Origin of the sequence: Pseudomonas sp. PA-1-6B (genome assembly GCF_021609545.1) — a bacterium.
Taxonomy (GTDB): domain Bacteria; phylum Pseudomonadota; class Gammaproteobacteria; order Pseudomonadales; family Pseudomonadaceae; genus Aquipseudomonas; species Aquipseudomonas fluorescens_BV.
Map to the genome: position 1 here is coordinate 61,345 of NZ_WJZM01000026.1, position 20,311 is coordinate 81,655.

Here is a 20,311-nt window from a genome sequence, read left to right on the forward strand (position 1 = left end):
CTGCTGAGCACTCCATCATGACCCAGCAAAACCTCTACCTCGGCATCGACTGCGGCACCCAGGGCACCAAGGCCATCGTCCTCGATGCGTCCAGCGGCAAGGTGCTGGGCCTGGGCGCCGCGGCGCACACCTTGATCAGCGGCGCCAATGGCCGTCGTGAACAACATACCCAGGAGTGGCTGGACGCCTTCACCGCAGCCACCCATCGCGCCCTGCAACAGGCCGGCGTGGATGGCCAGGACATCCTCGGCATCGGCGTATCCGGCCAGCAACACGGCCTGGTGTTGCTGGATGATCAAGGCCAAGTGCTGCGCCCGGCCAAGCTGTGGTGCGACACCGAAACCACGCCGGAGAACGACCGGCTGCTGCACCATCTGGGCGGCGAACGCGGCTCTCTGGAGCGCCTGGGCGTGGTCATCGCACCAGGCTACACGGTGTCCAAGCTGCTCTGGACCCTTGAACAGCATCCGGACGTCTTCTCGCGCATTGCCCATATCCTGCTGCCCCACGACTACCTCAACTACTGGCTCACCGGCCGCGCCTGCGCCGAGTATGGCGATGCGTCGGGTACCGGTTACTTCAACGTGCGCTGCCGCGAATGGGATGTGGCGTTGCTCCAGCACATCGACCCCAGTGGCCGCCTGCAAGCCGCTTTGCCGACACTGATCGAAGCGGACCAAGCGGTGGGCACGATCCTGCCGGCCATTGCCGAGCGCCTGGGCATCAACCCCGACGCGGTGGTGTCCAGTGGTGGCGGCGACAATATGATGGGCGCCATTGGCACCGGCAATATCGCCCCCGGCGTGATCACCATGAGCCTGGGCTCGTCGGGCACCGTGTATGCCTTTGCCGACCAGCCAAACGTCAGCCCCCAAGCCTCGGTGGCGACCTTCTGCTCCTCCAGCGGCGGTTGGCTGCCGCTGATCTGCACCATGAACCTGACTAACGCCACCGGGGTGATTCGCGAGCTGTTCGAACTGGACCTCGACACCTTCAACGCCCTGGTCGAACAGGCACCCATCGGCGCCGATGGCGTGAGCATGCTGCCGTTTCTCAACGGCGAACGCGTGCCCGCCCTGCCCCACGCCACCGGCAGCCTGCAGGGCCTGACCATGACCAACCTGACCCGCGCCAACCTGTGCCGCGCGGTGGTCGAAGGCACCACCTTCGGCCTGCGTTATGGCCTGGACCTGCTGCGCCAGACCGGCCTGCAAAGCCAGAGCATCCGCCTGATCGGTGGCGGCTCGAAAAGCCCGCTGTGGCGGCAGATGGTCGCCGATATCATGCACACCGAAGTGGTGTGTACCGAACAGAGCGAGGCCGCCGCCCTGGGCGCGGCGATCCAGGCGGCGTGGTGCCAGAGCGGCGAACCGCTGTCCAGCCTGTGCGACAAATGCGTGAGCATTGACCCGTCCAGCCGCACCTTACCCGTGGCCGCAAATCTCAGTGCCTATCAACAGGCGTATCAGCGTTATCAACAGCACGTGGCAACCCTTTAAGAGCGAGCAACTATGTATCTGGTGTGTGGTGAAGCGCTGTTTGATTTCTTCAGCGAGGAGGATGCCAGCGGGCAGGCCGCCAAGCTCAATTACAAGGCGATTGCCGGTGGCTCGCCGTTCAACGTCGCGGTGGGTTTGCGCCGCCTGGGGATCGAGTCGGGGTTCTTCACCGGCCTGTCCACCGATTACCTTGGACGGCGCTTGCAGCATGTACTGAAAGACGAAGGTATCAGCGAACGTTTTCTGGTTGAGTTCGACGCGCCGACCACCATGGCGATGGTAGCCGTGGGCGCCAATGGCTCGCCGCAGTACAGCTTTCGCGGCGAAGGGTGCGCCGACCGGCAATTGCAACTGACCCACTTGCCACCTTTGGGCGACGAGATTCGCGGGCTGCATGTGGGCTCGTTTTCGCTGGTGGTGCAACCGATTGGTGACACACTGCTCAGCCTGGTCAAGCGTGAAAGCGGCAAGCGCTTGATCAGCCTCGACCCCAACGTGCGCCTGAACCCGCAGCCCGATATTCACCTGTGGCGCGCACGCGTTGCAGAGCTGGTGCAACACGCCGACCTGATCAAGGTCAGCGACGAAGACCTGCACCTGCTCTACCCCGACCAGACACCGGAAAGCGTGCTGCAAGGTTGGCTGCAACACCGCTGCCAACTGGTGTTCCTCACCCGTGGTGGCGACGGTGCGTCGGTGTTCAGCCGCCAGCATGGCACCTGGTCGCAACCTGCGGTCAAGGTGGTGATGGCCGATACGGTGGGCGCTGGTGATACCTTCCAGGCGGCGCTGATTGCGTGGCTCACGGAACAGCAGTTGGATTCGGTTGACGGGCTGCAAAGGCTCAGTCGCGAGCAGATCGACGCCATGCTGGGCTTCGCGATTCGGGCCGCCGCACTGACCTGCGGCAAGACCGGCCCAGACCTGCCCTATCGTCACCAACTGGCTTGAGCTGAGCGGCCAAAACTCAAAGTGCCATCACACAGGCCACGTATTCCGTGGCCTGCGCGCCATGCATAAAAAATTGCGCTACTGGAAAACTGTGCTAAACCCAAAAACAGGAGCAGTTATTACAACAAACTCAGGACACCCCCATGCAAAAGCCCAGTGGTTTCTCGACCCGGGCCGTTTTAGCTGTCGGCCTCCTCTCACTGCAGTACATGATCCCTCAACCCTCTCATGCCGCCTGCGTTCTCATCCCCGGAACCGGTAACGATACCTATACGTGCGACAGCAGCAGCAGTCCCGGCCTTACCGACCTTTCCGGGGATAACCGCCTGACCCTCCCTGCAGGCGGCACTGGCACCATCAACGGTAATGTCACCTTTGGCCCTGGCGTGGATACGGTGCGCATCGAATCCGGGCAGATCACCGGCGCGGTGCAACAAGGGGCCGGCATCGATGACTTCGTCATGCTCGGTGGGCAAATACAGGCGCTGTTCCAGGGCGATGGGCTCGACACCTTCAGGATGGAGGGAGGCACCATCGTCGATGCCTTTGAGGACGGCGATGTGGCCTACCAGAGCGGTGGCACCATTGGCCGAGTGAATATGAAGCTGGACAAGAACCTCTATGACATGTCCGGAGGCGCCATCCTGGGCAACCTGGTCACCGGTTTTGATACTGACACCATCATCATTTCCGCTGGCAGCATCGGCGGCAATATCAGCACCAGCGGTGGTGACGACAGCATTACCGTGAGTGGCGGCGTGATCAGTGGTGAGATCCGTGCCAGCGTCGGCAACGACACTTTCCGGTGGCTTGACGGTGGGCAGATCAAGTCCTCGGTGTTGATGGGCGATGGTGACGACACCGCCCTGCTGCGCGGCTTGAATGAAAGCCTGCTGGCCACCACACCCTCCGTCGATGGTGGCCTGGGCAACGATCAATTGACCTTCGACACAACGACATCCAGCACCGCGGCCCGCTATATCGGCTGGGAGACCGTCAACCTCACCAACAATTCACGCCTGGACCTGGCCGGGGATTTTTTCCTCGGTGACAGTGGCAGCAATACCGGCACGTTCAACATCGACGGCAGCAGTACCCTGGCCGTGACCCAAGGCAGCATCCGCCCCTACACCGCCGGGCAACTGGCGACGCTCAACAACGCCGGCACTGTCGACATGACCACCGACAACAGCGCGAGCAGCGTATTGACGGTGCATGGCAATTACGTGGGCAACAACGGCCAGTTGCACCTGCAGACCTTACTGGGCGACGAAAACTCTGCCACCGACAAGCTGGTAGTGTCCGACGGCAACATCAGCGGTCACACCCAATTGAGCGTCAGCAACCTCGGCGGTATCGGCGGGCTGACCCAGAACAACGGTATCGAAGTGGTCCAGGCGCTCAACGGCGCCGTCAGCACCAACGATGCGTTCGCCTTGAAGGGCTCGGTCTCCGCCGGAGCTTATGAATACCTGCTGTTCAAGGGCGGCACCACCGCCAATACAGAAAACAGCTGGTTCCTTCGTTCCTCGGTGGTGGCCGTGCAACCGCCTGCGGTCCCACCCGTACCGCCGACACCGCCCGTGGTGGTGCCGGTGCCGCCGATACCCGCCACTCCACCTGTAGTGGATTCGGATGAACCTTCTGTGGAACCACCCACTGCGCAACCGCAACCACCGATCGAGCCTGCCCCGCCACCGCCCAGCCAAGTCGCCGCGGCCACGTCGCCGCAATCGGCGGCGAGTAACCCTGTGCTTCCCACCGCCGTGGCAGGTGCCGCGCCGATTCCACTGTATCGTCTGGAAGTTCCGGTCTACTCCGTAGACATCCCCGCTGCGCAACTGATGACGTTGCAGGCTCTGGGCACCTTCCATGAACGCCAGGGCGAGCAAAGCCTGTTGACCGAGACCGGTGCCGTGCCGGCAGGTTGGGGCCGCGCCTATGGCAGTGATTTCAACAAAAGCTGGTCGGGCACCGTGGCGCCGAGTTTTGACGGCACGGTCAAGGGCTATCAGGTTGGCCATGACCTTTACGCCGCCGAAACCAGCGGCGGGCAGACGCAACGCCTTGGCCTCTTTATCGGCCAGAGCCGCCTGCGCGGCGACGTGAAGGGCTTTGCAATGGGCTGGCAGAACCATCGCTCCGGGCGGGTCAAACTCGACGGCGACAACTTCGGTGCTTACTGGACACTCACCGATCCGACCGGCTGGTACGTCGACCTGGTGGCCATGGGTACCCGCCTGGATGGCGACAACAAGTCCGACCGAGGGGTGAAGATGGATACCAAGGGCCACGCCTTGGCGCTATCCGCCGAGGCCGGCTACCCGTTCAGGCTGTCCGAGCATTGGGAGATGGAACCTCAGGCCCAGGTCATCGGCCAGAAGATCGATCTGGACAGTCAACACGATGGCATTTCCAAGGTCTCTTTCGACTCCCAGGAGTATTGGACCGGCCGCATCGGCGCACGCCTCAAGGGCCGCTATCTGGTCAGCAACACACCTGTGGAGCCGTACCTACGGGCGAATGTCTGGCACACCTTCGGCGGTAGCGACACGGTGACGTTCGACGAGGTGGACCGGATCAAGAGCGATCACAAGTCCTCCACGGCTGATATTGGTGTCGGTGTTGTAGCTCAATTGTCATCCGCGTTCAGCGTTTATATGGAGGGTAACTATGGCACCCAACTGGACGACAACAACTTTGAGGGTGTCAGTGGCAATCTCGGCGTAAGAGTGCGCTGGTAAACAGGAAGGATGTCAACATTGGGCCTGGCAACTACCAGGCCCATGGGGTCAACTTACACTCAAGCATCCGCTAGTGATAACCGCGCGCGCCGGCTCGTTGCAGTACCAGTGCGTGGCTTTGCTTGAGGTCCTCACGCAACCCGGTGATCAGGTTGCAAATCGCTCGACTGCTGTCGAGCTTGTCAGGATGTATACCTTTGACTTCCAAATCCACCCGGTCCCGGTCGCGGTCGTCGTAGACCTTGATCGTCAACGAGGCATCTTCGGCCTTGGTGCATTCGCACCGTTTAGGCAGGAAACTTCCTTCGATGATGCTGCGAAGCTCTAGTTCTGAAAGCATGGCTAACCTCTCCTTTTTTGAGACTGCCAACAGTTATATGTATCCGACAGGCACTTGCCTGCCACGTCTTGCCAACCCTGGAAGACGCTTTCAATCAGTAAGCCTACTCGGCAAAAACTGTGGTGGTTGTAACCTTTCCTCATAAGCAAACCGCTTGCTCATATTAAAGAAAACAACCCGTTTGGCATCATCGTCGAACGACATCGATTAAACGTTTAACCCGCAGCGTGGGGACCGGCGTTTATGTGGAAATCCTTTTTTCGGCAACATATCGCAACCAATCAACCCATCACCGTTCCGCCGAAGGCGGTTTGCGACAAACATACGAAACATATACGATTCGTATATCAATTAAACACAGTGAACCTTATGGGCATCGTCAAGATCACCGATCAGCTGCACGAACAACTGCGCCTGGCCAGCGCCGCCATGGACCGCTCCATCAACGCCCAGGCCGAGTTCTGGATCAAGATCGGCCTGCTCGCCGAACTCAACCCGCACCTGCCCTACAACGAGCTGATCAACAAGCTGTTGCTGGACAAACCCGACCTGATCCGAGGGCGCAGCTGATGACCAAGACTCCCGCACAATTGGCCGTAATGCGTGAAGCCGGGCGCCTGTTGGCGCAAGTCTTCGACATGCTCGACGGCTTCGTCGCCGCCGGCCGCTCTACCCTGGAGCTGGACAGCGCCGTCGAAGCCTTCATCCGCAATGACCTCAAGGCCCGCCCTGCCAGCCTTGGGCAGTACGACTACCCCTTCTGCATCAACACCTCGATCAACGAAGTGGTGTGCCACGGCATGCCCAGCGCCAAGCAATTGCTCAAGGATGGCGACATCATCAACATCGACATCACCCTGGAAAAAGGCGGCTTCATTGCCGACTCCAGCAAGATGTACATGATCGGCAACGTGACGCCCAAGGCCAGGCGCCTGGTGGACATGACCTTCGAGGCGATGTGGGCCGGTATACGCCAGGTCAAGCCCGGGGCGCGTCTGGGCGATATCGGCCATGCTATCCAGAGCCATGCGCAAGCCAACGGCTACAGCGTGGTGCGCGAATACTGCGGCCACGGCATCGGCCGACAAATGCACGAGGAACCGCAAATTCTGCACTTCGGCCGGCCTGGCACCGGCCTGGAACTGCGCGAAGGCATGGTGTTTACCATCGAACCGATGCTTAACCAGGGCAGCGCCAAAACCCGCAGCCTGAAAGACGGCTGGACGGTGGTCACCAAGGACAACAGCCTCTCGGCGCAATGGGAACACACCGTGGCAGTGACGGCGGACGGGTTTGAGGTGTTGACCTTGCAAGCCACTGCTTGAGTGGCAGAACGCTCTACCACACCTGACCCCGGCGCTTGAGCTCCAGGCGCCGCACGAACTCCTCCAGCACCAGGCTATACAGGTCGTCCTGCAAGTAGGCATCTTCGATCCCAGCATCCAGGTTGGGGTTGTCGTTGACCTCGATCACCACAACCCTGTCGCCCGACTGTTTGAGGTCCACGCCATAAAGCCCATCGCCGATCAGGTTGGCGGTTTTCACCGCCAGCTCCACCACCGCCTTGGGTGCCTCATGGACTGCCAGAGTGCGGCATTCGCCATTGATAGCCTGACCGATGGCCTTGTGGTTGTAGATCTGCCAATGGCCCTTGGACATGAAGTACTGGCAGGCAAAAATCGGCTTGCGATTGAGCACGCCGATGCGCCAGTCGTAGTCGGTGTAGAGGAATTCCTGGGCCAACAACAGCACCGAGTGCTCGAACAACTCAGCCGTGGCCTTGAGCAACGCCGCCTGGCTTTCCACCTTGATCACCCCACGGGAGAAACAGCCGTCGGGGATCTTCAACACCAGCGGGAAGCCCAGACGTTCGCCGATGCGTTCAAAGTCTTGCGGTCGTTCCTTGTAGAGAATCTCGGTGGCCGGCATGCCCAATTGGTGGCTGTTGAGCAGATCGGTGAGGTATACCTTGTTGGTACAGCGCAGGATCGATGCCGGGTCGTCCATCACCACCAATCCTTCGCTTTCGGCTTTCTTGGCAAAGCGATAGGTATGGTTGTCGAGGCTGGTGGTTTCGCGGATCAACAAGGCGTCATATTCGGCCAGACGGGCATAATCCTTGCGTTCGATCAAGTCCACATCAATGCCCAGGCCCTTGCCGACCCGCACGAAATTTTCCAGTGCGCGAGGATTGGAGGGTGGTAATTGTTCGTGAGGATCGTGCAGGATCGCCAAGTCATAACGGGCCAGACGGCGCAAGCGTGGCTGACGCCAGATCTTGCGGCTGAAGTTATCGAGGGCGTGGGCGAATTGATCTTCCTGATCGTCGCGCAACTTGTGCAATACACCACACTTGACCCCGCCGATATGCCAGCCGTTATGGTGACGAAACTCAACTAACAAGATCGGACTGGGAAAGGTTTCAAACAACTGCCGAGCCAATTCCTGCAGGAGCTCTATATCCGTTCGACCGAAATAAAGTGTCAGAGTAAAGCCTTCGGTACTGCGATAGAGTTGATGGTTCAGGGCTTTTTCCAGGGTTTTATCCAAGTCATCCAGAGCCAACCCATACAGGGCTTTTTTGGTCAGCTCGCTGATGGTGCGTACCGAGGGAATCACCTTGTGCCCGCGTGCCTCGGCCAGCAAGGAGCAATAGTACCCGTGCCCCAGGTACTTGTAGCTGCGGCACAGGTTGATCACCTGGACACGCTTGCCCGTGTCGCTATCCCGCGTGTGCTCCAAGTACTCCTGGGCGGTGACGATGTGTTCACAGGGAAAGTAAGAGGCCCAATCTTCCTTGCGTTCGACAATAATGACAACGTGGCTCGAACGTTGGGCCGCAGCAGAAAAATAACCGTTGGATGTTATTGTCGCCGCAACGGTTTGCTCGGATACTTGACGCCAATGACTTTGTACCGCCGACATAATAATTGATCCGCTTTAGAGAACTCGACCTTTTCTATTAAGCACGATCATTTAGAGAAGTCCCGTTTCATTACGCAACTTTTACGGCGGTCTTATGGCTCTTTTCTTTCGCGTTGCAACCCTTGACGATATGTCCGACTTGGTGGCGTTGGAGCAGCAATGTTTCAGCAGCGACCGGCTGTCACCGCGCAGTGTGCGCTGGATGATCAGCCGGGCCAACGGCCAATTGTGGGTGGCGCAACAGCACGGCCAACTGCTTGGCTACGCGCTAGTGCTGTTTCGGCGCGGCACCCGGTTTGCGCGCTTGTATTCCCTGGCCATTGCCGAACACGCCCGCGGCCTTGGCCTGGGCAAACAGTTGCTGGCGCATATCGAAACCCGCGCGCTGGAGAAAGGTTGCGCGTACCTGCGCCTGGAAGTGCGCACCGACAACCCCGGCGCCCTCGCCCTGTATGAGCGCAACGGCTATCGACGCTTTGCCGTAGTCGACGATTACTACCAAGACCACAGTGACGCCCTGCGCCTGGAAAAAACCCTGCCCCCTGCGGGAGCGAGCTTGCTCGCGAAGAATGCCCAGGCACAGCGTTAAACCAGGCTACCCACTTTCTCGTTGAGATTATTTACGCGCAAGCCCACGCCGACATCAGCCTTGGCTTCCAACTCACGCACCAGCGGCAATACACGTTTGCCGAAATACTCCACTTCTTCCTGGAAGTGCAGGAAGCCTGCCAGCACCAAGTCCACACCCACGGCCTTGAGTGCCACGATGCGCTCGGCGATCTGCTGCGGCGTGCCGATCAGGTTGGTCTTGAAACCATCGTTGTATTGCACCAGGTCCTCAAAGCTGGACTTGGCCCAGTTCCCCTCGCCCTCCGGTGACGCCTTGCCCGCTTGCCTGGCCGCGTCACCAAAGGCGTTGACCGCCTCCGGGTCGGCTTCGTCAATGATCTGCGCCAGCACCGCACGTGCCTCCTCCTCCGTGTCGCGGGCGATCACGAAGGCGTTTACGCCCACCTTCACCGAATGGTGGTTGGCAGCGGCCTTGGCACGGATATCATCGACCTGGGCCTTGACCCCTTCAGGCGTGTTGCCATTGGTGAAATACCAATCCGACACCCGCGCCGCCATGTCCCGAGCCGCCCGCGAACTGCCACCCTGGAAGATCTCCGGCTGGCCCAGGGGTTTGGGCTTGAGGGTGTATTGGTTGAACCGATAGAAATCGCCCTTGAAGGTGAAATCGTCCTGGGTCCAGATGCCTTTGAGAGCACGGATAAACTCTTCGGAACGCCGATAGCGCTCATCATGCTCCAACCAATGCTCGCCAATGGCCTGGAACTCGCCCTTGAACCAGCCACTGACGATATTCACCGCAATACGGCCATTGGTCAGTTGGTCGATGGTCGCCAATTGCTTGGCCGCCAACGCCGGTTGCCACGGCCCGGGCAGGATCGCCGCGATGACCTTGAGGGTGGTGGTCGCCGCCAGCAACGCATGGCTGAACGCCACAGACTCATGCTGGTTCTCGGCGCCGTAGCCTGCGGTGAAGCGAATTTGCGTCAAGCCATATTCAAAGCCCGCCGCCTCCGCCAGTTGCGCCAGTTTGCGGTTGTAATCAATACCCCAGTGGGTGCGTTGTTCAATCTTGCTGACGACCAACCCACCGCTGACGTTGGGCACCCAATAGGCAAATTTCACGGCTTGCTGACTCATCGGACGCTACCTCGTACAGGGGATTTACAAGGGCTTATGCAGCAAGCGTGCCAGGGGCAGGCAAATGCCCGTAGCCTGGGGGGTTGCGGAAAAAAAGGGGGATTGAAGCGATGGCTTGCCAGTGCCTGGGATCGCAGCAGTTTGTGGATCTGCTGTTGCTGGAGCAACAGTGGCGACCAGCACCAAGCGTACCCACGATGCGAAGCGAGTCGCTCTTGATCTTGCTCTTGATCTTGCTCTTGCTCTTGCTCTTGATCTTGCTCTTGATCTTGCTCTTGCTCTTGCTCTGCTTTTGATCTTGATCTTAGGCGCCCCATCAAACCACGCTGGCCGGAATTCGACAGGGATTTGGGGGGTAAACCGGCAGGGATGCCGGTTTAGCCGCCCCGCGCCATGGATGGCGCGTGGCGGCGGCCCCCCAAATCACTGGCGGATTACGGGCACACCGAGCCTAGGCGAGGTGCCGAGTGGTGGGGCAAGAGCCCTTTGGTTACTTTGGGGCTTTTCCAAAGTGACCCGCCGTCAGGGCGGAACCCTAAGTGGCCGTTACCGCAGGAATGGATATGTACACAATCCAGCTGCGTTGACTGTGAGGCCGTCATCGCAGGCAAGCCAGCTCCCACAGTTGGAGCGTGGGGTGTCAGGTTAGCAGGTGTCGGCTGTGAGGCCGTCATCGCAGGCAAGCCAGCTCCCACAGTTGGAGCGTGGGGTGTCAGGCCACGTGCTCAGAACGCCAACTTGTACCCCACCGCCATCAACATCACCGCCAGGCACGGCCGCAGTACCCCGTCGGGAATCCTGCCGGTCATATGGCTGCCAACGTAGATCCCCGGCAGCGACCCCATCAGCAAAAAGCCCAGCAGATGCCAGTCCATGTTCCCCATGCTGGCATGGCCCAGGCCCGCCACTAATGTCAGGGGCACGGCATGGGCGATCTCGGTGCCAACCAGGCGCCGCGTGGCCAGGAACGGGTACAGGATAAACAGCGCCACCGTGCCAAGGGCGCCAGCGCCGATCGAGGTCAGGGCCACCATGGTGCCAAGGATCGCACCTGTCACAACAGTGAGCGCATTCAGATTGCGCGGGCGCAGATGGTAGGAATCGCCAGCATGACGCTGGGCAAAGGCCAACAGGCTTTTCTTGAACAGGATCGCCAGGGCCGTCAGCAGCAATACCACGCCAAGGGCCTGCTTGATCACCGCGTTCATCGCGCTGGGGTCGGTGTGCAGGCTGGCCAGGAACCATAACGTCAGCAACACCGCCGGCACGCTGCCCAGGGTGAGCCAGCCGGTGATGGACCAGTCGATGTTCTTGTTCTTGCTGTGCACCAGCACACCACCAGACTTGGTGATCGCGGCGTACAGCAGGTCGGTGCCCACCGCAGTGGCTGGGTTGATGCCAAACCACAGCAGGATCGGGGTCATCAGTGAACCGCCGCCCACCCCCGTCATGCCCACGATAAAACCCACGATCAGGCCGGCAACCACGAAACCAATATTACCTACATCCATTCCAGCTACCCGAGGCCTTATAAATTTCTGGCCGCAGGATAGCGATTTTTCTTATAACCACTTATACCGATGCGATCTGAGTTTATGCTTTTTTGGAAATCTTCACTTTTTTTCGCAAAGCCCTGCATCCAATGGGCGGGCCTGGGCCGTAGTCATCAACGTAACCCTGCTGTTCTACCCAATGGAGAAACACCATGAACGCTAAAACACTGCTGTGCCTGTCCAGCTTGCTCCTCGCCGCACCGTCGGCGTTTGCCCAGGCGGGCCTGCCGGACAGCATCAAGGTGCCGGATGGCCACAAGGTGGCGATGCAAACCACCGGGGTCGGCGAAATCACCTATGAATGCCGCGACAAGGCCAACGCTGCCGGCCAGACCGAGTGGACCTTCGTCGGCCCCAAAGCCGTGTTGAACGACCGTAATGGCCAGCAGGTCGGCACCTACTTCGGCCCACCTGCCACGTGGCAGGCCAAGGACGGCTCGACCATCACCGGCACGCAATTGGCCGTGGCGCCGTCTAGCCCCGGTAACCTGCCCTATCAACTGGTCAAGGCCAACCCGGCCGAGGGCAAAGGTGCAATGAGTGGCGTGGCGTATATCCAGCGGGTTGCGCTCAAAGGCGGGGTCGCTCCCGCTACGCCGTGCACCACCGCGAACAAAGGCGCCAAGGAAGTGGTGAAATACCAGGCGGACTACATCTTCTGGGCCGCCAACTGAGCAAACTCAGCTACGCTGGCCTTGTAGGCGCGAGCAACCTCGCGCCTACAAGGCGTAGACGTCTCCTCAGTGGCAGGAATTCTGGTTTGGCTGAACTCATCTTTGATTATGAAGTGTGCCTGTTAGCCTGCGCCCGCGGCGATCATCGCGCCCTGCACCAGCTCTATGAGCAGGACAGCAGCCGCTTGCTCGGTGTGGCGCTGCGCATTACCCGCAACAAGGCACTGGCCGAGGACATCGTGCATGACGCCTTTATCAAGATCTGGCACGGCGCACGCAGTTTCGACCCCCTGCGAGGCTCCGCACGGGGATGGGTGTTCAGCGTGACTCGCCACCTGGCCCTGGACGTTGTACGCAGCACCGCGCGTGACGTGCCGCTGGACGATCAGTACGAGCCGCTGGCAGAGCCTGCCCAGACCGTTGAGTTTGCTGCACGCTCCGGGCAGATCCACCAGTGCCTGGAGCGGCTCGACCCGACACGCCGTACCTGCATCCTGCACGCCTATGTGGACGGTTACTCCCACAGCGAAATTGCGCAAAAACTCAGTACCCCGCTGGGTACCGTCAAAGCCTGGATCAAACGCAGCCTCGCCGCCTTGCGGGAGTGCATGGCATGAACGACAGCCTGGATGAACTGGCCAGTGAATACGTGCTGGGGACCCTGCCCGCCGAACAGCGCGCTGAGGTGCAACAACGCCTGGCCCATGATGCGGCACTGCGTGCAGCGGTGGATGCCTGGGAGCAGCGTCTGTTGCCTCTGGTGGCGCTGGCACAACCGGTGCCGCCTTCGGCACAGCTGTGGCGGCGCATTGAACGCCGCATCAAAGCCCCCGAAACGAGCGTGGCGTGGTGGAACCTGCTGGCGTTCTGGCGCGGGCTTTCTGCCGCGGGCCTGATGGCAAGCGTGGTGCTGGCGGTTTTATTACTGACGCGCCCGCCCATGACCGCACCCAGCTTCGTGGTGGTGCTGATGGCGCCACAAAACCAGGCACCGGGCTGGGTGGTGCAGGCCAGTGATAATCAGCAGATCCAATTGATTCCACTGGGGGTGATGGAGATTCCTGCCGACAAAGCCCTGGAGTTCTGGACCAAGGCCGATGGCTGGCAGGGGCCCGTATCCCTGGGGCTGGTAAAGCCGGGGCAGACCTTGTCGGTGCCGCTGGACAAGCTGCCGCCGCTGGCACCGAACCAGTTGTTTGAACTGACGCTGGAAGGGCCCAATGGCTCGCCCACCGGCAAACCCACCGGGCCGATTCACGGGATCGGCCGCGCAGTCAAAGTGCTCTGATCACGAGAGGTTAGGTAGCCACACACGAAACCGCGCCCCGCCCAAGGGAGACGCCAAAGCCGTCAAAGTGCCGCCCTGGGCCTCCAGGGCGCGCCGGCTGATCGCCAGGCCCAGGCCAAAGCCACCGGTTGCGCGGTCGCGGCTACGGTCCAGGCGGTAGAACGGCTCGAAGATGCGCTCGCGCTGGTCCGCCGGTATGCCGATGCCATCGTCGTCCACCCAGATTTCACAGCCTTTGGGGCATACCCTCACGCCCACCTGGATGCGTTTGTCGCAGTAGCGCGTCGCATTGCGCAGCAGGTTCTGCAAGGCCCTGGCAGTCAGGCGCGGGTCGAGGCTGAAGCGCTCCACGGCACAATCGAGGACCACATCGATGACGATATCGGGGTTCTCCAGCTCATCGTCGACGCTGCCCAACACGCTGTCGATAAACTCGTCGAGCGCCACCTCTACTCGCTCGGGCAATTGCGCCGGGTTTTGCAGGCGGCTGTAAGACAGCAATTCCAGCACCAGCTCATCCAGCTCCCGAATATGCGCCACCAGGCTTTGCAGGCGCTCGCGGCTGGCCGGGGGCAAGTCTTCGGAAAGCGCCAGGGCCAGCCCGAAATCCAAGCGGGTGAGCGGTGTGCGCAGTTCATGGGAGACCGCATTGAGCAAATCGCGCTGCTGGTTCAAGAGGCGCTCGATATCGTCGGCCATGGTGTCGAATACCGCCGCCAGGCCGCCGATGCTGGAGCTGGGTGCGAGCCCCGTACGCGCCTCCAGATGGCCCTTGCCCAATAACGCGGCGGTACTTTTCAAACGCTCCAGGTCACGCCAGTGCGGACGCAGCCACACCAGCAGGCACGCCAGCAAGGCGGCACCGACCAGCACGTTCATCGACCAGTACAGCAGGTTCATGTCCAACGGGTCTGGCGGTACGGTCAGCTTGACCGCGAACTGCTGGTTAATCGGCGAGCTGATTTCTTCCATCCAGCCCCACTCGCCCAGGCGGATCACTGGCTTGCCTTGCTCCAGTAACTGTTCTTCCTCAGGGGTATAGCGGGCGTCTTGACGCAGTAACAGTTGCACCCTCAACGGTGCAAAATCGCGGCTCAACTGGTCGGTGACCTGGGACCAACGCTCTACCGGTGCGCGCTGGTACTGCTTGACCATCAGCTTTTGCAGGCCACGGGACTGTTCGATGTTGTAGTCCATGTAGCGGTGTTCGAACAGCTGGATCACCAGCTTGGGAATCAGGTAAATCGCCGCACTGTAGGTGACGATGGTGATCAGGTAGAGGCGCAGCAGTACGCGAAACATGGTTCAGCATTCCCACTCGGAACGGCTGAACAGATACCCCTTGCCCCACACCGTCTTGATCTTGCGCGCCTCGCCCGCATGATCGTCGAACTTGCGCCGCAGCTTGGAGATGGCCACGTCCACCGAACGGTCGGTGCCGTTGAACTCGATACCGCGCAGGCGTTGCAGGATCTGATCGCGGCTGAGCACTTCGCCGGCATGCCGGGCCAGCACCACCAGCAGGTTGTATTCACCACTGGACAGCTCGACCGCCTGTTCGCGCCAGGTCACGGTGCGTTCGGACAGATCAATGCAGAGGTTGCCCATGACGATCTGGTCGCTGGCCACCTGGGGTTCGGACAGGCTGCTGCGACGCAGCAATGTGCGCACCCGGGCCAGCAATACGCGCGGCTCGCAGGGTTTGGTCACGTAGTCGTCGGCGCCCATCTCAAGGCCCAGAACCTGATCGTGGCTGTCATCGCGGGCGGTCAGCATCAGGATCGGCAGCCCCGCCGAATCGGCGCGCAGCAAACGGCACACCTGCAGGCCGTCGAGGCCCGGCAGCATCAGGTCGAGGATCACCAGGTCCGGCGGGTTCAGGCGTGCGCGTTCACGGACATGGTCGCCGCGGCTGAGCACGCTGACGTGGTAGCCATTGCGCTCCAGGTAGCTGGCAATCAGCTCGGAGAGTGCGGCGTCGTCTTCCACCAGGAGGATGTTGGGCATGGTGTTTCCAAATAATGCTGTTTGTTGGTGTGTTGCAGGATTGTGCAAGGATATACGCCCCCGACGCCCTGCGCGCCGTACCTTACACTTCTTCACAGACCCGCTACACAGCTTCACAGCACCACGGCGCAGGTGACCTTAGGATGCGCCAGTCAATATTGGGATAAGAGCATGTCGAAGAATCTGTTTGCGCCGTTTTGCCTGTTGGCCCTCACACTGGCGCTGAGCGCGTGTGGTCAGTCGGCAGACGAGGCGCCACAAATGCCCCTGGCCAAAGTACGGATCGAAACCCTGCAGGCCAAGCCACTCTCAATTACCAGCGAACTGAGCGGGCGCATCGCCGCACCGCGTATCGCCGAAGTACGCGCCCGGGTCGCCGGGGTGGTCATGCAGCGGGTGTTCAACGAAGGCCACGACGTCAAGCAAGGCGACGTGTTGTTCCGTATTGACCCGGCGCCGTTCAAGGCCGACCTGGACAGTGCCCAGGCCAACCTGAGCAAGGCCGAGGCCAATGCGTTCCAGGCACGCCTGCAAGAGCAGCGCTACAGCCAACTGGTCGAAGGCAACGCCATCAGCGGCCAGGAGTACGACAACGCCCGCGCCGCCCTACGCCAGACCAACGCCGAAGTGGCCGCCAACAAGGCCGCCGTCGAGCGTGCCAAGCTGAACCTGGGCTATGCCACAGTAACCGCACCGATTTCCGGGCGCATCGGCCGCGCCCTGGTGACCGAAGGCGCGCTGGTCGGCCAGAACGAAGCCACGCCGCTGGCGATTATCCAGCAACTGGACCCGATCCACGCCGACCTCACCCAGTCCACCCGTGAGCTGAACGACCTGCGCCGCGCCTTTCGTGCCGGCAGCTTGAAGCAGGTCGGCCAGGACCAGGCCAAGGCCACCTTGATCCAGGACGACGGCAGCCTGTACCCGTTGCCAGGCAAATTGCTCTTCGCCGACATCAGCGTCGATCCGGGCACCGGGCAGATCATCCTGCGCAGCGAGTTCCCCAACCCGGACCTCGACCTGTTACCCGGCAGCTTTGTGCGGGTGCGCGTGGAACAGGCCGTGGACAAACAAGGTATCAGCGTGCCGCAACGCGCCATCACCCGCGACAGCGCTGGTATCCCGATGGTGTTGCTGCTGGACGCCGAACAGACCGTCAGCCAGCAACCGGTGGAGTTGGGTGCAGTGATAGACGATCGCTGGATCGTCACCAGCGGCCTCAAGCCCGGCGACCGCATCATCGTCGAGGGCCTGCAACACGCACGCCCCGGTGAAAAAGTTGAAGTGGACGACAGCCCGCTCGTAAAGGAATAACCCGTCATGCCGCAGTTCTTTATTGACCGCCCGATCTTCGCCTGGGTGGTGGCCCTGTTTATCCTGCTGGCGGGCTTCCTGGCGATCCCGCAATTGCCGGTGGCGCAGTACCCCAACGTCGCGCCACCCAAGGTGGAAATCTACGCGGTGTACCCCGGTGCCTCGGCCCAGACCCTGGATGAGAGCGTGGTCAGCCTGATCGAGCAAGAGCTCAACGGCGCCGATCACCTGCTGTATTTCGAATCCCAGAGCAGCCTGGGTTCGGCGACGATCACCGCCACGTTCCAACCGGGCACCGACCCGGAAATGGCCCAGGTGGATGTGCAGAACCGCCTCAAGGTCGTCGAGCCGCGCCTGCCCCAGGCCGTGACTCAGCAAGGCTTGCAGGTGGAAAAAGTCTCCGCCGGTTTCCTGCTGTTGGTCACATTGACGTCCAACGACGGCAAGCTTGACGACGTGGCGCTCAGTGATTACCTGGCGCGCAACGTGATGAACGAGCTCAAGCGCCTGGACGGGGTCGGCAAGGCCCAGTTGTATGGCGCCGAGCGAGCGATGCGTATCTGGATCGATCCGCAGAAGCTGATCGGTTTCAACCTCACGCCGGCCGACGTCAACGCCGCGATCAGCGCCCAGAACGCCCAAGTCTCAGCGGGCAGCATCGGTGACTTGCCGGGCACCCACACCCAGGAGATCACCGCGGCGGTGCTGGTCAAGGGGCAACTGTCCACCCCGGCGGAGTTTGCCGACATCGTGCTCAAGGCTAACCCCGATGGCTCCACCGTGCGCATCGGCGATGTGGCACGGGTGGAAGTCGGTAGCCAGGAATACCAGTTCTCCACCCGCCTGAACGGCAAGCCGTCTACCGCCGTCAGCGTGCAACTGTCGCCCGGCGCTAATGCATTGAGTACCGCAACGCTGGTGCGGGCGAAAATGGACGAGTTGTCGCGCTACTTCCCTGCCAATGTGGAATACAAGATTCCCTACGACACTTCGCCCTTTGTCAAAGTCTCGATCACCAAGGTGGTCTACACCTTGCTGGAGGCGATGGCGCTGGTGTTCGCGGTGATGTTCCTGTTCCTGCAGAACGTGCGCTACACCTTGATTCCCACGCTGGTGGTGCCGATCGCGCTGATGGGCACCTTCGCCACCATGTTGCTGCTGGGCTTCTCGATCAACGTGCTGACCATGTTCGGCATGGTATTGGCTATCGGCATCCTGGTGGACGATGCCATCGTGGTGGTGGAAAACGTCGAGCGCATCATGGCCACCGAAGGCCTGTCACCCAAAGAGGCGACGAAGAAAGCCATGGGCCAGATCACCGGGGCCATCATCGGTATCACCCTGGTGCTGGTGGCGGTGTTCCTGCCGATGGCCTTCATGCCGGGTTCGGTGGGCGTGATCTACCAGCAGTTCTCACTGTCGATGTCCACCTCGATCCTGTTCTCCGCTTTCCTGGCCCTGACCTTGACCCCGGCACTGTGCGCCACGCTGCTCAAGCCGATTGCCAAGGGCGAGCACCATGCCAAGGGTGGTTTCTTCGGCTGGTTCAACCAGCGCTTTGACCAACTCACCAACCGTTACGAAGGTTGGGTGGCCTATGCCCTCAAGCGCAGCGGCCGCTACCTGCTGATCTACCTGGTATTACTGGTGGGCATGGGCCTGTTGTTCAGCCGCCTGCCCTCCTCGTTCCTGCCGGTGGAAGACCAGGGCTACACCATCACTGATATCCAGTTGCCGCCGGGCGCCAGCAAGAACCGTACGGTGCAAGTGGCCGAACAGATCGAGGCGCATAACGCAGGCGAGCCTGGGGTGGGTGATACCACCATGATCATGGGCTTCAGCTTCTCCGGTTCCGGGCAAAACGCCGCGCTGGCGTTTACCACGCTCAAGGATTGGTCAGAGCGTGGCAGTGATGACTCCGCTTCCTCGATTGCCGATCGCGCCAACATGGCCTTCAGCGAACTCAAGGACGCGATTGCCTATGCAGTCCTGCCGCCACCGGTAGACGGCCTGGGCACTTCCAGTGGTTTCGAGTTCCGTTTGCAGGACCGCGGTGGCGTCGGCCACGCCGGGTTGATGGCCGCACGTACCGAATTGCTGGACGCTGCAGCGAAAAGCCCGATCCTGGCCAACGTGCGTGAAAGCGCCTTGGCTGAAGCACCACAAGTGCAGCTGGAAGTGGACCGCAAGCAGGCCAACGCCCTGGGTGTGTCGTTTGCCGACGTAGGCAACGTGCTGTCGTCGGCGATCGGCTCGGCGTATATCAACGACTTCCCCAACCAGGGCCGTATGCAGCGCGTGGTGGTGCAAGCCGAAGGCGACCAGCGCAGCCAGGTGGCCGACCTGATGAAAATCCACGTGCGCAACAACGCCGGGAAGATGGTGCCGCTTTCAGCCTTCGTCGAAGCCAAGTGGACCCAGGGCCCCACGCAGTTGACCCGTTACAACGGCTACCCGGCCATCGCCATCAGCGGCGAAGCCGCGCCGGGGCACAGCACCGGTGAGGCCATGAGCGAAATCCAGCGGCTGGTCAGCCAGTTGCCTGCAGGGCTGGGCCAGGAATGGACGGGTTTGTCGTTGCAGGAGCGCTTGTCCGGCTCTCAGGCACCGCTGCTGTTGGGCCTGTCGCTGCTGATCGTGTTCCTGTGCCTGGCCGCGCTGTATGAAAGCTGGTCGATTCCCACCTCGGTGTTGCTGGTGGTGCCGCTGGGGGTACTGGGTGCGGTGTTGGCCGTGAGCTTGCGCGGGATGCCCAACGACGTGTTCTTCAAGGTCGGCTTGATCACCATCATTGGCCTGTCGGCGAAGAACGCGATCTTGATTATCGAGTTCGCCAAGGACCTGTATGACCAGGGCGAGGATTTGATCGACGCCACCTTGAAAGCGGCACGGTTGCGACTGCGGCCGATCATCATGACGTCCCTGGCATTCATCCTCGGCGTGGTGCCGTTGGCGATTGCTACGGGGGCCAGCTCGGCCAGCCAGCAGGCGATTGGCACCGGTGTGATTGGCGGAATGATCACGGCGACATTGGCGGTGGTGTTTGTGCCGGTATTCTTCGTGGTGGTGATGAAGCTGGTGCGCAAGCGCCATAAACCAGACTGATCAGTGGGAGCTGGCTTGCCTGCGATGACAGCGGCACAGGCGACATAAGTGTTGCCTGAACCAGCGCTATCGCAGGCAAGCTGATCTGGCCTAATGAAATTGGACACATCAATAGGGCGCTATGATGGCGCCCAAACCTGAGGTGTACAGATGATGCGAAAGTCCTATTCCAGTGAGGTCAAACTCAACGCTGCAAGCATG

Annotated in this window: 16 protein-coding genes and 1 pseudogene; 11 read left to right on the plus strand and 6 right to left on the minus strand. The window is 60.9% G+C overall.

Going from position 1 to position 20,311, the window contains the following annotated elements:
- Positions 1-17: 17 nt before the first annotated feature.
- From xylB to GIV35_RS14345, 3 genes are all read left to right on the plus strand, one after another.
- Positions 18-1,499 (plus strand): xylulokinase, encoded by a 1,482-nt coding sequence (xylB, locus tag GIV35_RS14335; protein ID WP_236265948.1) that lies wholly within the window; start codon positions 18-20, stop codon positions 1,497-1,499.
- Between the two features lie 12 nt (positions 1,500-1,511).
- Positions 1,512-2,450, plus strand: a complete 939-nt coding sequence (locus GIV35_RS14340) for a carbohydrate kinase family protein (protein WP_236304677.1) — start codon at positions 1,512-1,514, stop codon at positions 2,448-2,450.
- 143 nt (positions 2,451-2,593) lie between these two features.
- A complete protein-coding gene (locus tag GIV35_RS14345) occupies positions 2,594-5,194 on the plus strand; it encodes an autotransporter family protein (protein ID WP_236489137.1) in 2,601 nt (866 codons plus the stop codon).
- Positions 5,195-5,264: 70 nt separating this feature from the next.
- On the opposite strand, the gene GIV35_RS14350 is transcribed toward GIV35_RS14345, so the two are convergent.
- On the minus strand, positions 5,265-5,534 hold the full coding sequence (locus GIV35_RS14350) for a DUF1652 domain-containing protein (RefSeq protein WP_236265267.1): 270 nt from the start codon (positions 5,532-5,534) through the stop codon (positions 5,265-5,267).
- A gap of 369 nt (positions 5,535-5,903) precedes the next feature.
- Here GIV35_RS14350 and GIV35_RS14355 point away from each other — a divergent pair, with 369 nt between their 5' ends.
- Positions 5,904-6,104, plus strand: a complete 201-nt coding sequence (locus tag GIV35_RS14355; RefSeq protein ID WP_003190946.1) for a ParD-like family protein — start codon at positions 5,904-5,906, stop codon at positions 6,102-6,104.
- On the plus strand, positions 6,104-6,859 hold the full coding sequence (map, locus tag GIV35_RS14360) for a type I methionyl aminopeptidase (RefSeq protein WP_236265265.1): 756 nt from the start codon (positions 6,104-6,106) through the stop codon (positions 6,857-6,859). Before GIV35_RS14355 ends, map begins: the two co-directional genes overlap by 1 nt.
- Positions 6,860-6,872: 13 nt before the next feature.
- Here map and GIV35_RS14365 read toward each other — a convergent pair whose 3' ends face one another.
- A complete protein-coding gene (locus GIV35_RS14365; protein WP_233475366.1) occupies positions 6,873-8,459 on the minus strand; it encodes a RimK family protein in 1,587 nt (528 codons plus the stop codon).
- Positions 8,460-8,553: 94 nt separating this feature from the next.
- On the opposite strand from GIV35_RS14365, the pseudogene GIV35_RS14370 reads away from it, so the two are divergent.
- Positions 8,554-8,997: pseudogene (locus tag GIV35_RS14370) on the plus strand (GNAT family N-acetyltransferase); the annotation flags it as partial.
- Positions 8,998-9,044: 47 nt separating this feature from the next.
- On the opposite strand, the gene sfnG reads toward GIV35_RS14370, so the two are convergent.
- On the minus strand, positions 9,045-10,169 hold the full coding sequence (gene sfnG / locus GIV35_RS14375) for a dimethylsulfone monooxygenase SfnG (RefSeq protein WP_105226710.1): 1,125 nt from the start codon (positions 10,167-10,169) through the stop codon (positions 9,045-9,047).
- Between the two features lie 725 nt (positions 10,170-10,894).
- Positions 10,895-11,680, minus strand: coding sequence for a sulfite exporter TauE/SafE family protein (locus tag GIV35_RS14380; RefSeq protein ID WP_223024037.1), 786 nt, complete (start codon positions 11,678-11,680; stop codon positions 10,895-10,897).
- Between the two features lie 194 nt (positions 11,681-11,874).
- Here GIV35_RS14380 and GIV35_RS14385 point away from each other — a divergent pair, with 194 nt between their 5' ends.
- From GIV35_RS14385 to GIV35_RS14395, 3 genes are all read left to right on the plus strand, one after another.
- The gene (locus GIV35_RS14385; RefSeq protein WP_034127670.1) at positions 11,875-12,396 is read left to right on the plus strand and encodes a DUF3455 domain-containing protein; all 522 of its coding nucleotides are present in this window, start codon (positions 11,875-11,877) and stop codon (positions 12,394-12,396) included.
- A gap of 86 nt (positions 12,397-12,482) precedes the next feature.
- Positions 12,483-13,013, plus strand: a complete 531-nt coding sequence (locus tag GIV35_RS14390; protein ID WP_198716547.1) for a sigma-70 family RNA polymerase sigma factor — start codon at positions 12,483-12,485, stop codon at positions 13,011-13,013.
- Positions 13,010-13,684 carry an anti-sigma factor gene (locus GIV35_RS14395; protein ID WP_223024036.1) on the plus strand — a complete coding sequence of 225 codons (675 nt, stop codon included), beginning with the start codon at positions 13,010-13,012 and terminating at the stop codon, positions 13,682-13,684. Before GIV35_RS14390 ends, GIV35_RS14395 begins: the two co-directional genes overlap by 4 nt.
- Here GIV35_RS14395 and GIV35_RS14400 read toward each other — a convergent pair whose 3' ends face one another.
- Entirely contained in the window at positions 13,685-14,986 is a 1,302-nt protein-coding gene (locus GIV35_RS14400) for an ATP-binding protein (protein WP_200649039.1), read from the minus strand.
- A gap of 3 nt (positions 14,987-14,989) precedes the next feature.
- The gene (locus GIV35_RS14405; protein ID WP_003190934.1) at positions 14,990-15,691 is read right to left on the minus strand and encodes a response regulator transcription factor; all 702 of its coding nucleotides are present in this window, start codon (positions 15,689-15,691) and stop codon (positions 14,990-14,992) included.
- A 171-nt stretch (positions 15,692-15,862) separates the two neighbouring features.
- Here GIV35_RS14405 and GIV35_RS14410 point away from each other — a divergent pair, with 171 nt between their 5' ends.
- Together GIV35_RS14410 and GIV35_RS14415 are read left to right on the plus strand one after the other, a co-directional pair.
- Entirely contained in the window at positions 15,863-17,005 is a 1,143-nt protein-coding gene (locus GIV35_RS14410) for an efflux RND transporter periplasmic adaptor subunit (protein WP_223024035.1), read from the plus strand.
- A 6-nt stretch (positions 17,006-17,011) separates the two neighbouring features.
- A complete protein-coding gene (locus tag GIV35_RS14415) occupies positions 17,012-20,110 on the plus strand; it encodes an efflux RND transporter permease subunit (protein ID WP_223024034.1) in 3,099 nt (1,032 codons plus the stop codon).
- The last annotated feature ends 201 nt before the right edge of the window (positions 20,111-20,311 follow it).

Coding starts and splice junctions, on each gene's coding strand:
- xylB (WP_236265948.1), top strand. CDS start 18: ATGACCCAGCAAAACCTCTACCTCGGCATCGACTGCGGCACCCAGGGC.
- GIV35_RS14340 (WP_236304677.1), top strand. CDS start 1,512: ATGTATCTGGTGTGTGGTGAAGCGCTGTTTGATTTCTTCAGCGAGGAG.
- GIV35_RS14345 (WP_236489137.1), top strand. CDS start 2,594: ATGCAAAAGCCCAGTGGTTTCTCGACCCGGGCCGTTTTAGCTGTCGGC.
- GIV35_RS14350 (WP_236265267.1), bottom strand. CDS start 5,534: ATGCTTTCAGAACTAGAGCTTCGCAGCATCATCGAAGGAAGTTTCCTG.
- GIV35_RS14355 (WP_003190946.1), top strand. CDS start 5,904: ATGGGCATCGTCAAGATCACCGATCAGCTGCACGAACAACTGCGCCTG.
- map (WP_236265265.1), top strand. CDS start 6,104: ATGACCAAGACTCCCGCACAATTGGCCGTAATGCGTGAAGCCGGGCGC.
- GIV35_RS14365 (WP_233475366.1), bottom strand. CDS start 8,459: ATGTCGGCGGTACAAAGTCATTGGCGTCAAGTATCCGAGCAAACCGTT.
- sfnG (WP_105226710.1), bottom strand. CDS start 10,169: ATGAGTCAGCAAGCCGTGAAATTTGCCTATTGGGTGCCCAACGTCAGC.
- GIV35_RS14380 (WP_223024037.1), bottom strand. CDS start 11,680: ATGGATGTAGGTAATATTGGTTTCGTGGTTGCCGGCCTGATCGTGGGT.
- GIV35_RS14385 (WP_034127670.1), top strand. CDS start 11,875: ATGAACGCTAAAACACTGCTGTGCCTGTCCAGCTTGCTCCTCGCCGCA.
- GIV35_RS14395 (WP_223024036.1), top strand. CDS start 13,010: ATGAACGACAGCCTGGATGAACTGGCCAGTGAATACGTGCTGGGGACC.
- GIV35_RS14400 (WP_200649039.1), bottom strand. CDS start 14,986: ATGTTTCGCGTACTGCTGCGCCTCTACCTGATCACCATCGTCACCTAC.
- GIV35_RS14405 (WP_003190934.1), bottom strand. CDS start 15,691: ATGCCCAACATCCTCCTGGTGGAAGACGACGCCGCACTCTCCGAGCTG.
- GIV35_RS14410 (WP_223024035.1), top strand. CDS start 15,863: ATGTCGAAGAATCTGTTTGCGCCGTTTTGCCTGTTGGCCCTCACACTG.
- GIV35_RS14415 (WP_223024034.1), top strand. CDS start 17,012: ATGCCGCAGTTCTTTATTGACCGCCCGATCTTCGCCTGGGTGGTGGCC.